This is a genomic window from Chitinivorax sp. PXF-14, from assembly GCF_040812015.1.
GTDB lineage: Bacteria > Pseudomonadota > Gammaproteobacteria > Burkholderiales > SCOH01 > JBFNXJ01.
Genome location: NZ_JBFNXJ010000002.1, coordinates 24,604 through 37,464, shown reverse-complemented (window position 1 = coordinate 37,464; position 12,861 = coordinate 24,604). Strand labels below are relative to the sequence as shown.

The 12,861-nt window shown below is 64.1% G+C and carries 9 protein-coding genes; 1 reads left to right on the top strand and 8 read right to left on the bottom strand.

Annotated features, from left to right (window positions below; genetic code table 11):
- Positions 1 to 11: 11 nt before the first annotated feature.
- From ccoN to ABWL39_RS02855, 4 genes are all read right to left on the bottom strand, one after another.
- Positions 12 to 1,448: a cytochrome-c oxidase, cbb3-type subunit I gene (gene ccoN, locus ABWL39_RS02870; protein WP_367786987.1), complete on the bottom strand. Its 1,437-nt coding sequence runs from the start codon at positions 1,446 to 1,448 to the stop codon at positions 12 to 14.
- A 170-nt stretch (positions 1,449 to 1,618) separates the two neighbouring features.
- The gene (gene ccoS / locus ABWL39_RS02865; RefSeq protein WP_367786985.1) at positions 1,619 to 1,789 is read right to left on the bottom strand and encodes a cbb3-type cytochrome oxidase assembly protein CcoS; all 171 of its coding nucleotides are present in this window, start codon (positions 1,787 to 1,789) and stop codon (positions 1,619 to 1,621) included.
- 13 nt (positions 1,790 to 1,802) lie between these two features.
- Positions 1,803 to 4,262 (bottom strand): heavy metal translocating P-type ATPase, encoded by a 2,460-nt coding sequence (locus tag ABWL39_RS02860; protein WP_367786983.1) that lies wholly within the window; start codon positions 4,260 to 4,262, stop codon positions 1,803 to 1,805.
- A 122-nt stretch (positions 4,263 to 4,384) separates the two neighbouring features.
- Positions 4,385 to 5,296: a LysR family transcriptional regulator gene (locus ABWL39_RS02855; RefSeq protein WP_367786982.1), complete on the bottom strand. Its 912-nt coding sequence runs from the start codon at positions 5,294 to 5,296 to the stop codon at positions 4,385 to 4,387.
- 91 nt (positions 5,297 to 5,387) lie between these two features.
- Here ABWL39_RS02855 and lysA point away from each other — a divergent pair, with 91 nt between their 5' ends.
- Positions 5,388 to 6,626, top strand: a complete 1,239-nt coding sequence (gene lysA, locus ABWL39_RS02850) for a diaminopimelate decarboxylase (RefSeq protein ID WP_367786980.1) — start codon at positions 5,388 to 5,390, stop codon at positions 6,624 to 6,626.
- Between the two features lie 144 nt (positions 6,627 to 6,770).
- Here lysA and ABWL39_RS02845 read toward each other — a convergent pair whose 3' ends face one another.
- The 4 genes from ABWL39_RS02845 to acnD all read right to left on the bottom strand — a co-directional run bounded on the left by ABWL39_RS02845 (position 6,771) and on the right by acnD (position 12,861).
- The gene (locus ABWL39_RS02845) at positions 6,771 to 8,213 is read right to left on the bottom strand and encodes a bifunctional 2-methylcitrate dehydratase/aconitate hydratase (protein ID WP_367786978.1); all 1,443 of its coding nucleotides are present in this window, start codon (positions 8,211 to 8,213) and stop codon (positions 6,771 to 6,773) included.
- A 28-nt stretch (positions 8,214 to 8,241) separates the two neighbouring features.
- Positions 8,242 to 8,784, bottom strand: coding sequence for a hypothetical protein (locus ABWL39_RS02840; protein WP_367786977.1), 543 nt, complete (start codon positions 8,782 to 8,784; stop codon positions 8,242 to 8,244).
- Positions 8,785 to 8,942: 158 nt separating this feature from the next.
- The gene (gene prpF / locus ABWL39_RS02835) at positions 8,943 to 10,136 is read right to left on the bottom strand and encodes a 2-methylaconitate cis-trans isomerase PrpF (protein WP_367786975.1); all 1,194 of its coding nucleotides are present in this window, start codon (positions 10,134 to 10,136) and stop codon (positions 8,943 to 8,945) included.
- Positions 10,137 to 10,269: 133 nt separating this feature from the next.
- Entirely contained in the window at positions 10,270 to 12,861 is a 2,592-nt protein-coding gene (acnD, locus tag ABWL39_RS02830; RefSeq protein WP_367786973.1) for a Fe/S-dependent 2-methylisocitrate dehydratase AcnD, read from the bottom strand.

The following is a 12,861-nucleotide window of genomic DNA, read 5'->3' as shown; positions in this document are numbered from 1 at the left end:
CTCTTTCCGACTTAAGCGTGGGCATGTGCAACGGGAGCCGGGATCGAGGCTTCCACTGCCTTGCCTTGGGCCGCGGTCTTGAGCACGTTGTACAGCATGACGACCATGCCGGACAGGAACAGCGCGCCACCCAGGAAGCGGATGGTCAGGTATGGATACTTGGCGGCCACGACCTGCGCGAACGAGTAGGTCAGGGTGCCGTCCGGGTTGACCGCGCGCCACATCAGGCCTTCCATCACGCCGGAAATCCACATGGCGGCGATGTACAGCACGGTGCCGATGGTGGCCATCCAGAAGTGGGTTTCGATCAGCTTGATCGAGTACATCTGCTCGCGGCCGAACAGGCGCGGGATCAGGTAGTAGATCGAGCCGATGGAGATCATTGCCACCCAGCCCAGTGCGCCGGAGTGAACGTGGCCGATGGTCCAGTCGGTGTAGTGCGACAGCGCGTTGACGGTCTTGATCGACATCATCGGACCTTCGAAGGTCGACATGCCGTAGAAGGACAATGCGGTGACCAGGAACTTCAGGATCGGGTCGGTGCGCAGTTTGTGCCACGCGCCGGACAGGGTCATGATGCCGTTGATCATGCCGCCCCAGCTCGGTGCGAGCAGGATCAGCGAGAACACCATGCCGACGGACTGGGTCCAGTCGGGCAGAGCGGTGTAATGCAGGTGGTGCGGGCCCGCCCACATATAGGTGAAGATCAGCGCCCAGAAGTGAACCACCGACAGGCGATACGAGTAAACCGGACGGCCGACCTGCTTCGGTACGAAGTAGTACATCATGCCCAGGAAGCCTGCAGTCAGGAAGAAGCCTACCGCGTTGTGGCCGTACCACCATTGCACCATCGCGTCAGCGGCGCCGGCGTAGGCGGAGTAGGATTTCATTGATGTCCAGGAAACGGGCAGCTCGGCGCTGTTGACCACGTGCAGCAGGGCCACCGTCAGGATGAAACCGCCGTAGAACCAGTTCGCGACATAGATGTGCTTGACCTTGCGCGTGGCGATCGTGCCGAAGAACACGATGGCGTAAGACACCCAGACGATGGTGATCAGAATGTCGATCGGCCATTCGAGTTCGGCATATTCCTTGGACGTGGTGTAGCCGAGCGGCAGCGAGATCGCGGCCAGCAGGATGACCAGTTGCCAGCCCCAGAACGTGAACGCGGCAAGCTTTTCCGCGAACAGACGGGTGTGACAGGTACGCTGGACAACGTAGTAGGAGGTAGCGAACAGGGCGCAACCACCAAAGGCAAAGATCACCGCATTGGTGTGCAGCGGGCGGAGGCGGCTATAGGTCAGCCAGGGTGTATCGAAATTCAGGGCCGGCCAGACCAGCTGCGACGCGCATAGCACGCCAACGGCCATCCCGACAATACCCCATATGACAGCCATGATGGCGAACTGCCTTACCACCTTATAGTTGTATGTGGACTGCGATTGCATGAAGTTCTCCCAGTGTTGCATGAAAAGGTGCGCACATTCCCCGGAGGCGGGAATGTGGGTAATGCTAGCGTGACGAATCCCTTGAATTCTTGACTTGAGTCAAAGGGGGTGCCAGAACTGTGGCGTTGCAGCAATGTATGTGCGACGCAACATAAACATGCGATTATACATTAACTGTCTTGCTCGGGCTTGGTTTCCGGGCTGTCGTCGTCCATGATGACGCGATGCGCGGGGCCTTCGAGGTCGTCAAACTGGCCATTGTCAATCGTCCACCAGAACAATGCCGCGATCACGAGAACTAGTACCACGCTGAGCGGAATGAGTAAGTATAGGATTTCCATAAGTTTCTGCCGGCTATCGAGTCCGCGGGCCGAGCAGCCGCAAGGCATTGCCGACCACCAGTAGCGAGCTGCCTGCCATGCCGATGCTTGCGAGCCATGGCGTGATCAGACCGGTGATCGCGAGCGGCAGGGCGACCAGGTTGTAGCATAACGCCCACCATAGGTTCTGCCGGATGATGGCGCGGCAGCGCCGGGCGATATCGAGCGCGTCGGCGACGACCGGCAGCTGGTTGTTCATCAACACCATGTCGGCGCTTGCCCGGGCCACATCGGTGCCGCTGCCCAAGGCAATCGAGACCTGTGCGCTGGCAAGCACCGGGGCGTCGTTGACCCCGTCCCCCAGCATGGCAACCACCGCACCGCTTTGCTGGAGCGCCTGTACGGCTGCCAGCTTGTCGCCAGGCGTCAGCGCTGCACGGGCGTCATCGATACCAAGCCGCTGGGCCAGCGCATGGACTGCCTGTTCGCGGTCGCCACTCAGCATCACAAGCTGCTGGCCGGTCGCACGGAGCCGCTGGAGCAGCGCGGGTGCCTCGGGGCGAACATCGTCCCCGATCGCTATAACGGCCAGCCAGCAGCCGGGTTGACCGAGGTAGACATGGCTCGCATCCGCATGCCAGTCGGCCGGCATGGCGGGCAGCGGCTGGCCGACCAGTTGCGCTACATAGGCGGCACGACCGAGCCGGTGCGGCTCGCCCGCGATGACGCCTTCGATACCCATGCCGGTTTCGCTGCCGAGCGCGTCGGCGGCGGGAAGGTCTGGCTTGCCGACTGCATCGAACAGCGCCTTCGCGATCGGATGGGGGGAGCCCTGTTCCAGCCGGGCCGCCCGTTCAAGCGCCATCGCGGCATCAAGCCCGCCGAGCGGCAGGATGTCGAGCAGGCGCATGCGGCCATAGGTCAGCGTACCGGTCTTGTCGAATACCACGTGGGTGACACCGGCCAGGGTCTCCAGCGCATGGCCGCGTGCCACCAGCATGCCGAGCTGGGTGAGGCGGCCGGTGGCGGCGGCCAGTGCAGCCGGCGTGGCCAGCGAGAGCGCGCAGGGGCAGCTGATGACCAGCACCGAGACGGTGATCCACAGCGCGCGGTGGGCATCGTGCAGATACCAGCCGGCAAAAGTGAGCGCGGCCACCAGCAGCAGCGCCGTGACGAACCAGGCCGACACCCGGTCCGCGAGCTGGGCCAGGCGCGGCTTCTCGGCCATGGCGCGGTCGAGCAGGCGCACAATGGCCGACAGCGCCGTGTCCTGCCCTGTCTTGTCGACCCGTACGACGAGCGGGCCGTCGATATTGACGGCACCGCCGATGACCGGGTCGCCGACCTGCTTGGCGATGGCGCGGCTCTCGCCGGACAGCAACGATTCGTCGACACCGCTGCTGCCTTCAATCACCGTCGAGTCGATCGGAATGGTTTCGCCGGGTTTGACCAGCAGCACGTCGCCGCAGGATAGGGTGGCGACCGCGGCCTCATGCGCCTCGCGACTTTGCGGATAATGGGGGAGCCGGTGCGCGAAGGCCGGTATCAGCTTCACCAGCTGCTCGACCGCCGCACCCGCCTTGCGCCGCGCGATCATCTCGAGATAGCGGCCGCCCAGCAGCAGGAACACGAACATCGACACCGAGTCGAAATAGACCTCGCCGGTGCCACTGACCGTTGCCCACACACTGGCCAGGAAGGCCGTGAGAACGCCGATGGCGACCGGCACGTCCATGCCGGCGCGGCCGGCCTTGATGTCCTTGAGCGTGCCTTTGTAGAACGGCAGCGAGGAATACAGGATCACCGGCAGCGTGAGCACCAGGCTGGCCCAGCGCAGTATCTGCTCCGATTCGGCACTCATGTCGCCGTGCGCCATGTACACCGGCACCGCATACATCATCACCTGCATCATCGACAGGCCGGCGAGATACAGCCGGATCAGCGCCTGCTTGCGTTCCTTCTGCGCCAGCTGGTCTTGCCGTGCAGCATCGAACGGGTGGGCGTGGTAGCCGATGTCGGCGACGGCCTGCAGGATGCGGCTCAGCTTGACCTGGCTGTCGTCCCAGCGCACCAGCGCGCGGTGCGTGGTGTAGTTGATGTCGACCGACAGTACGCCTACCAGCCGTGTCAGGTGCCGCTCGTTGAGCCACACGCAGGCCGCACAGGTGATGCCTTCGAGAATCAGCGCGGCCTCGCGGATATCGCCCGATTCGGTGCGCACGAAACTCTTCTGGATTTCCGGCGAGTCATAGAGCCGTATCTGCTCGAGGATTTCGGTTGGCAGCGGGGTGGCCTTGTCGGCGGCACCCGCGCGGTGCTTGTAGTAATCGCCGAGCCCGCTGTCGACGATGGTCTGCGCCACGGCCTGGCAGCCTGCGCAACAGGCTGCGTGCTGCTGGCCCTGGTGGCGTATCGGGTAGTCCGCACCGGCTGGCACCGGCAGCCCGCAATGAAAACAGTCGGTTCCGGTAATTTGTGCGGTGCGGTAAGTCATGGCCGGCATTGTAATGTATTTCACGTCGGCTTAATTGATCGATGTCAATGCGCATCTCCCGGATTGACTGGCGCTGACCTCATTCGTGACCGGCCCAAGGCGATGTGGCCGGGCGCCATGGCTCAGCCGAGGCGGGACTTGATCGCTGCCGCGCTATCCTGCAGCGCGGCGACATAGTGCGCCAGCCAGGGGTTGCCGGGCCGGTGCAAGGGGCGCACCACGCCTACCCGGTAGGGGATCGAGATGCTGAAGCGTCGCAGTTGCAGGCGCTCGCCGGCGAAGGCCAGCGCCGTAAGCGGATTGATGATGGAGAGGCCGATGCCTTCGCACACCATGGCGCAGATCGCCACGGCGCTGTGGGTCTCCATGCGCATGCGGCGCTGGACGCCGTGCTGCGCGAAGGCCTGATCCAGCTCCACGCGGTAGGGGTCGTCGGCGGAGAGGCTGATGAAAGGCTGCTCCGCGAAGTCCGCCGGGGTCAGCACGGGCCTGGCCAACAGCGGGTGGCCGGCCGGCAGCACGCACACCTCGTCGGCTAGCAGCAAGGGCTCCAGCTCGGTGCCGGGTGGGGTGTCGTGGTGCTCGGTGAGGCCAAGGTCGAAGCGCTGGCCGCTGAGCCATGCCTCCAGCAGGGGGGACTCCTGTGGGGTGACGGAAAGCTGTACGCCGGGGTGGGCCGCAAGAAAATGCGCGCTGGCGGCCGGCAGCAGGGCATGGGTGAGGGCGGGTAGGCTGAGGATGCTCAACTGCCCCTGCTCGCCGCGCCCCAGCTGGCGGGCCGTGCTGATCACCTGATCGAGGCCCTGATAGCTGCGCTGCACCTCGTCGTACAGGCTCAGGCCCTGCGTGGTCGGCTGCAGGCGGCCCTTGCTGCGGGTGAACAGCGCGTAGCCGAGCACCTGCTCCAGCCTGGCCAGCTCGCGGCTCAGCGTGGGCTGCGAGCTGTTCATCAGCCGCGCGGCCTCGGTCACGTTGCCGGTGCTCATGACGGCGCGGAATACATCGATGAGTCGGTGGGTAATCGTTTCTGTCATATCAAATATGAATGAATAATATAAAAATCTGCATTGGACGGCATGCTATCGCGGGCGCATCATGCATGGCAATCAAACACAGGACCTGCTCATGCCTTCTATCGCTCCAGCCCGCCTCGCCGATCTCGCCAACCGTTATGGCACACCATTGTGGATCTACGATGCCGCCGTGATCCGCCAGCGCGTGGCCGACCTCAAGCGCTTCGACATCGTCCGCTTTGCGCAGAAGGCCTGTTCCAACACCCACATCCTGCGCCTGATGCGCGAGCAGGGCGTGAAGGTCGATGCCGTGTCGCGCGGCGAGATCCTGCGCGCACTGGCGGCCGGCTTCGACGCGGCGGGCGATGCACCGGGCATCGTGTTCACCGCCGACCTGTTCGACCGCGCCACGCTGGACACCGTGGTGGAGCAGGGCGTCACCGTCAACGCCGGCTCCATCGACATGCTGCACCAGCTCGGCGCCGCGTCGCGCGGCCACAAGGTGTGGCTGCGCATCAATCCAGGCTTTGGCCACGGCCACAGCAACAAGACCAACACCGGAGGCGAGCACAGCAAGCACGGCATCTGGCACACCGACCTGGGCGCCGCCCTCGATGCGATCCACCAGCATGGCTTGCAGCTGATGGGCCTGCACATGCACATCGGTTCGGGCGTGGATTACGGCCACCTGAGCCAGGTGTGCGGCGCGATGGTGGCGCTGGTGCGCCAGACCAAGGCCGCGGGGCATGATCTGCACGCGATCTCGGCGGGCGGCGGCCTGTCGATTCCTTACCGCGAGGGCGACGCCAGCATCGACACCGAACATTATTTCGGCCTGTGGGACGCCGCGCGGCGCGAGGCCGCTGCCATCGTCGGCCACCCGCTGTCGCTGGAAATCGAGCCGGGGCGCTACCTGGTGGCCGAATCGGGCTGCCTGCTGACCGAGGTGCGCGCGACCAAGCAAGCCGGTGCCAACCATTTCGTGCTGGTGGATGCAGGCTTCAGCGAGCTGATGCGCCCGGCCATGTACGGCAGCTACCACGGCATGAGCCTGATCGCGCACGATGGCGGCGAGCGCCCGCTCGGTGAGTGCGTGATCGCCGGCCCCTTGTGCGAATCGGGCGATGTGTTCACCCAGGGCGACGGCGGCGTGGTCACGCCGCGTGCCCTGCCGCGCGCGCAGGTCGGCGATGTGCTGGTGATCCACAATACCGGCGCCTATGGCGCGAGCATGTCGTCCAACTACAACACGCGGCCCTTGATCGCCGAGGTGCTGGTCGATGGCGAGCAGGACAGGCTGATCCGCCGCCGCCAGATGGTGGACGAGCTGCTGGCGCTGGAAACGATCTAAGCCTGTATTGGCGATGGCTGTAAAGACGGGCGCGCTGTGCGCCCGTTTTGCTTGTGGGCCGGGTCAAAAAAAACCCGGCCGGGGCCGGGTCAATGCCGTTGGAGCTTCCAACAAAAAACTGTCTGGCGATCCTCGTCCGTGCCGTCAGGGCACGAACAGGTCGACGAATTCGTTGACCGGCGTGGCCTCCAGCCTTGCCTGGTCCGCCGTGAGTGCAACGATCGCCTGCTGCCGTGCGGCGGGCAGGCGGCGGGCGAGATTGGCCTCGAACTTGGCCTGCAGCACGGGCATGCCTTCGTCGCGGCGGCGCCGATGGCCGATTGGATACTCGACCTCGATGTTCGCGGTCTTGCTGCCGTCGCGGAAAAATACCTGCACTGCATTGGCGATCGAGCGCTTGTCGGGGTCGAGATAATCCTGGGTATAGGCCGGGTTCTCGACGCAGATCATCCTGTCGCGCAGCATGTCGATGCGCGGATCGGCGGCGGCTGTATCCTCGTAGTCGGCCGCGCTGAGGCGGCCCTGGATCAGGCCGATGGCCGTCATGTACTGGATGCAATGATCGCGGTCCGCCGGGTTGGCGAGCGGGCCTTTCTTGTCGATGATGCGGATCGCCGATTCCTGCGTCGTGATGATGATTCTTTCGACTTCGTCGAGCCGGCCCTGCACCTGTGGATGTAGCCTGATCGCGCATTCGACGGCTGTCTGGGCGTGAAACTCGGCCGGAAAGCTGAGCTTGAACAGGATGTTCTCCATCACATAGCTGCCGTAGGGCCGCTGGAACCGGAATGCGCTGCCCTTGAACAGCACATCGTAGAAGCCCCAGGTCCGGGCGGTGAGCACCGACGGATAGCCCATCTCGCCCTTCATCGTGAACAGCGCCAGGCGCACGGCCCGGCTGGTGGCATCCGCCGCGGCCCAGCTCTTGCGCGAGCCAGTGTTCGGCGCGTGGCGGTAGGTGCGCAGCGGCTGGCCATCGACGAAGGCCTGAGACACGGCATCGATGATCTGCTCGCGGTTGCCGCCCATCAGTCGGCAGCACACGGCGGCCGAGGCGACCTTGACGAGCACCACATGGTCGAGGCCGGCGCGGTTGAAGCTGTTCTCGAGCGCCAGGCAGCCCTGGATCTCGTGCGCCTTGATCATCGCGGTCAGCACGTCGCGCATAGTGAGCGGTGGCTCGCCCTTGGCGACGCGGATGCGGCTCAGCCAGTCCGCGGTAGCGAGAATGCCGCCGAGGTTATCGGAGGGATGCCCCCATTCGGCGGCGAGCCAGGTATCGTTGAAATCGAGCCAGCGAATCATCGCGCCGATGTTGAAGGCAGCCTGTACCGGGTCGAGCTGGAAGCGCGTGCCGGGAACCCGGGCGCCGTTCGGTACCCGCGTGTCCGCCACGATCGGCCCGAGCAGCCTGGTGCAGGCTGGGTAGTCCAGCGCTTCGAGCCCGCAGCCCAGCGTGTCGATCAGGCAGAGGCGGGCCGTGTGGTAGGCCTCGTCCGACCCGATCGGCGTGTCGACGACATAGTCGGCGATGTCGATCAGGACTTGATCCGGATCGGGGCGGGCGCTCGAGGCATGGGCGGACATCCAGACTACCTTTCTCCATTTCAGGCGCTCATTGCAACACCTCGCGAATGTCTTCAATCACGCGGTCCGCGATGAACGGGGTCTTGGCCTTGGCAATCGCCTTGTGGAGCTCGTCCAGCAAGGCTTTCAATTCCATGGCGTTGCTGCAGCGTTCGATTTTCAGGGTGAAGAACACTGCCTTCAGGCCGAGGTACTGACTCACGGCCTTGTTCATCATCTCGGTGGCCGCCAGAAAGCGCTTGAAGGCGGCATCCTTGTCGATGGCGGCGGCTTCCGTTTCTGCGCTGGGCGCGGCTGCAGGTACCTCGGCTGGCACAGCTGGCGTCGGGGCTGCCAACGCGACGGCCGCCGCCGCACCGATTGCTTCTGCCAGGCCGAGCTCCGCCAGGCGCGCCAACACGCCGTCCGCACAGCCCAACGAGGCTGCCAGGGCAGTCAATTCGGCGCCATTGCGCTTGCCGTCGACCTGTAGCAGCAGATTACGTAAACGTCCCGTCAACTCCGGGCAGCGGCCCCGCTCCTGCAGCGCGAGCTGGCCTGCTGCCGTCTTCACCCAAATCGAATCCTGCACCACCCGGTCTCCTTGTTCCGTTTAGGCCATATTCCGAATCCTGCCGGTTCGGATAGGGACAGGTTAGCACAAGAAAACCAGATGTCATTTTTTGCTCGCACAGGCCAAAAGGCCCGGCTGGCCTGTGTTGACGGCCAGCACAGGGGCGGGACAGCGCGCTAGAATGAATCCCCCGGCACGCGCACCCAGCCTTCCATCAACACGCGCGCGCTGCGGCTCATGATGGCCTTGGTCACGCGCCATTCGCCGCCGACCTGCGCCGCCTCGGCGCCCACCCGCAAGGTGCCCGACGGGTGGCCAAAGCGCACCGCGTTGCGTGGGCCGCCGCCGGCCGCCAGGTTGACCAGCGTGCCGGGGATCGCGGCGGCGGTGCCGATAGCCACGGCCGCTGTGCCCATCATCGCGTGGTGCAGCTTGCCCATCGACAGCGCGCGTACCAGCAGATCGACATCGCTTGCGGCAACCTGCTTGCCGCTCGATGCGGCGTAGCTCTGGGGGGGCGCGACAAAGGCAATTTTCGGCGTGTGCTGACGGCTGGCCGCTTCGTCCAGACTCTTGATCAAGCCCATGCGCAACGCACCGTGAGCGCGGATGGTTTCGAACATCGCCAGTGCCTTGGCATCGCCGTTGATGGCGTCCTGCAGCTCGGTGCCGTTGTAGCCGATAGCGTCGGCGTTGACGAAAATGGTCGGGATGCCGGCGTTGATCATCGTCACCTTGAGCGTGCCGACGCCCGCTACTTCCAGGTCATCGACCAGATTGCAGCTAGGGAACATCGAACCGCCGCCATCGCCTTCTCCTTCATCGGCCGGGTCGAGGAATTCAAGCTGCACCTCGGCCGCCGGGAAGGTCACGCCGTCGAGCTCGAAGTCGCCGGTTTCCTGCACTTCGCCGTTGACGAGCGGCACGTGGGCGATGATGGTCTTGCCGATATTGGCCTGCCAGATGCGCACGGTGCAGTGGCCGGTGTGCGGAATGCGGGCGGCATCGACCAGCCCGGCGCTGATGGCGAAAGCGCCGACCGCCGCCGAGAGGTTGCCGCAGTTACCGCTCCAGTCGACAAAGGCCTTGTCGATCGAGACCTGGCCGAACAGGTAATCGACATCGTGCTCGGCCCGCTCGCTCTTGGCCAGGATGACCGTCTTGCTGGTGCTCGACGTCGCGCCGCCCATGCCGTCGATCTGCTTGCCATAAGGGTCAGGGCTGCCGATCACGCGCAGCAGCAGCGCATCACGCGCCGGCCCTGCCTGCTGGCAGCGCTCGGGCAGATCCTGCAGACGGAAGAACACGCCTTTGCTGGTGCCGCCACGCATGTAGGTAGCGGGGATTTTGATTTGGGGTGGGTGAGGCATATTACCTTGTTCCTTTGCTAGGACTATTGTCTCCCCTCGCCCCTTGCGGGATGACCAGCAGCTTGACCAACGTTGTTTGTTGGCTTAGCCGAATGATCAGTGGTTTCATCAGAGGGGTTGGGGGAGAGGGGGCTCACGCCTGCGCAGACTCCAGAAAATCCTGTGCAAAGCGCTGCAACACGCCACCGGCTTCGTAGATCGACACTTCTTCATCGCTGTCGAGGCGGCAGGTTACCGGCACTTCAAGCCGTTCGCCGTTCTTGCGATGAACCACCAACGTCAGATCCGCACGTGGCTTGCGCGTGCCGATCACGTCGTAGGTTTCGGTGCCGTCCAAGCCCAGCGTCAAGCGCGTGGTGCCGGGTTTGAACTCCAGCGGCAACACACCCATGCCGATCAGGTTGGTGCGGTGGATGCGTTCAAAGCCTTCGGCGATAATCGCTTCGACACCAGCCAGACGCACGCCCTTGGCGGCCCAGTCGCGCGAGCTGCCCTGGCCGTAGTCGGCGCCGGCGACGATGATCAGTGGCTGTTTGCGGCCCATATAGGTTTCGATCGCTTCCCACATGCGCATCACTTTGCCTTCCGGCTCGACGCGCGCCAGCGAGCCGGCTTTCACTTTGCCTTCAGCATCGCGCACCATTTCGTTTTTCAGCGTCGGGTTGGCAAACGTCGCGCGTTGCGCCGTCAGGTGGTCGCCGCGGTGGGTGGCGTAAGAGTTGAAGTCCTCTTCCGGCAGGCCCATCTTGTGCAGATACTCGCCAGCGGCCGAGTTCATCATGATGGCGTTCGACGGCGACAGGTGATCGGTGGTGATGTTGTCCGGCAGCACCGCCAGCGGGCGCATGCCGGTCAGCGTGCGCGGCGCTGCCAGCGCGCCTTCCCAATACGGCGGGCGGCGGATGTAGGTCGACATCGGGCGCCAGTCGTACAAGGGGCTGACCTGGGGGCCGGCATCCGCTTGCAGCGCGAACATCGGCTCGTACACCTTGCGGAATTGCTCAGGTTTGACGCTGGCTTTGACGATGGCGTCGATTTCCTCATCGCTCGGCCAGATGTCTTTCAAGCGGATTTCCTTGCCATCAACCACCGCCAGCACGTCGCGCTCGATATCGAAACGGATGGTGCCGGCAATCGCGTAGGCCACCACCAGCGGTGGCGAAGCGAGGAAAGCCTGCTTCGCATACGGGTGAATACGGCCGTCGAAGTTGCGGTTGCCCGACAACACCGCAGTGGCGTACAGGTCGCGCTCAATGATTTCCTGCTGAATCTGCGGATCCAGCGCGCCGGACATGCCGTTGCACGAGGTGCAAGCGTATGCCACCACGCCAAAGCCAAGGGCTTCCAGATCGCCCAGCAGACCAGCTTCTTCCAGATACAAAGTGACTGCTTTCGAACCCGGCGCCAGCGACGATTTGACCCACGGCTTGCGCGTCAGGCCGAGTTTGTGGGCATTGCGCGCCAGCAGCGCTGCAGCGATCACGTTGCGCGGGTTGCTGGTGTTGGTGCAACTGGTGATGGCTGCGATGATCACCGCGCCGTCCGGCATTTGCCCCGGTGTTTCCGTCCATTGGCCTGCGATGCCCTTGGCCGCCAGATCGCTGGTGGCAACGCGGGCATGCGGGTTGGATGGGCCGGCCATATTGCGTACCACGCTCGACAGGTCGAACTTGAGCACGCGTTCGTATTCGGCGTTTTGCAGGCTATCCGACCACAGGCCGGCAGTCTTGGCGTAGGTCTCGACCAGTTTCACCTGCTCGTCGCTGCGGCCGGTGAGTTTCAGATAGTCGATGGTCTGCTGGTCAATGCTGAACATCGCCGCAGTTGCGCCGTATTCCGGGGCCATATTGGAGATGGTGGCGCGGTCGCCCAGTGTCAGGCTGCTGGTGCCTTCGCCGTAGAATTCCAGATAAGCGCCGACCACTTTCGATTTGCGCAGGAATTCGGTCATCGCCAGCACTACGTCGGTGGCGGTGATGCCGGGCTGGCGTTTGCCGCTCAGCTCAACGCCGACGATATCCGGCAGGCGCATCCACGAGGCACGGCCAAGCATGACGTTTTCGGCTTCCAGGCCGCCAACACCAATCGCAATCACGCCCAGTGCATCGACGTGCGGCGTGTGGCTGTCAGTGCCAACACAGGTGTCGGGGTAGGCCACGCCATCCAACACGCCAATTACCGGCGACATCCGTTCCAGATTGATCTGGTGCATGATGCCGTTGCCGGGCGGGATCACGTCGACGTTCTTGAACGCCAGCTTGGTCCAGTTGATGAAGTCGAAACGGTCTTCATTGCGGCGATCTTCGATGGCGCGGTTTTTCTCGAATGCCTGCGGGTCGAAGCCGCCGCATTCAACGGCCAGCGAGTGGTCGACGATCAATTGTACCGGCACCACTGGATTCACTTTGGCCGGATCGCCGCCTTGCTCGGCAATCGCATCGCGCAGGCCAGCCAGATCCACCAGTGCAGTCTGGCCAAGGATGTCGTGGCACACCACGCGCGCCGGGAACCACGGGAAATCCAGGTCGCGTTTGCGTTCGATCAGTTGTTTCAGCGAATCGGCCAGCGTGGCCGGCTCGCAGCGGCGCACCAGGTTTTCCGCCAACACGCGCGAGGTGTACGGCAGCTTGTCGTAGGCGCCGGGCTGGATCGCATCGACTGCCGCGCGGGCGTCGAAGTAATCCAGTTGCGTACCGGGTAAGGGCTTGCGGTTGGCGGTATTCAT

Bases quoted from the DNA above. Each gene is read 5' to 3' on its own strand.
- ccoN (WP_367786987.1), bottom strand. From the start codon at position 1,448: ATGCAATCGCAGTCCACATACAACTATAAGGTGGTAAGGCAGTTCGCC.
- ccoS (WP_367786985.1), bottom strand. From the start codon at position 1,789: ATGGAAATCCTATACTTACTCATTCCGCTCAGCGTGGTACTAGTTCTC.
- ABWL39_RS02860 (WP_367786983.1), bottom strand. From the start codon at position 4,262: ATGACTTACCGCACCGCACAAATTACCGGAACCGACTGTTTTCATTGC.
- ABWL39_RS02855 (WP_367786982.1), bottom strand. From the start codon at position 5,296: ATGACAGAAACGATTACCCACCGACTCATCGATGTATTCCGCGCCGTC.
- lysA (WP_367786980.1), top strand. From the start codon at position 5,388: ATGCCTTCTATCGCTCCAGCCCGCCTCGCCGATCTCGCCAACCGTTAT.
- ABWL39_RS02845 (WP_367786978.1), bottom strand. From the start codon at position 8,213: ATGTCCGCCCATGCCTCGAGCGCCCGCCCCGATCCGGATCAAGTCCTG.
- prpF (WP_367786975.1), bottom strand. From the start codon at position 10,136: ATGCCTCACCCACCCCAAATCAAAATCCCCGCTACCTACATGCGTGGC.
- acnD (WP_367786973.1), bottom strand. From the start codon at position 12,861: ATGAATACCGCCAACCGCAAGCCCTTACCCGGTACGCAACTGGATTAC.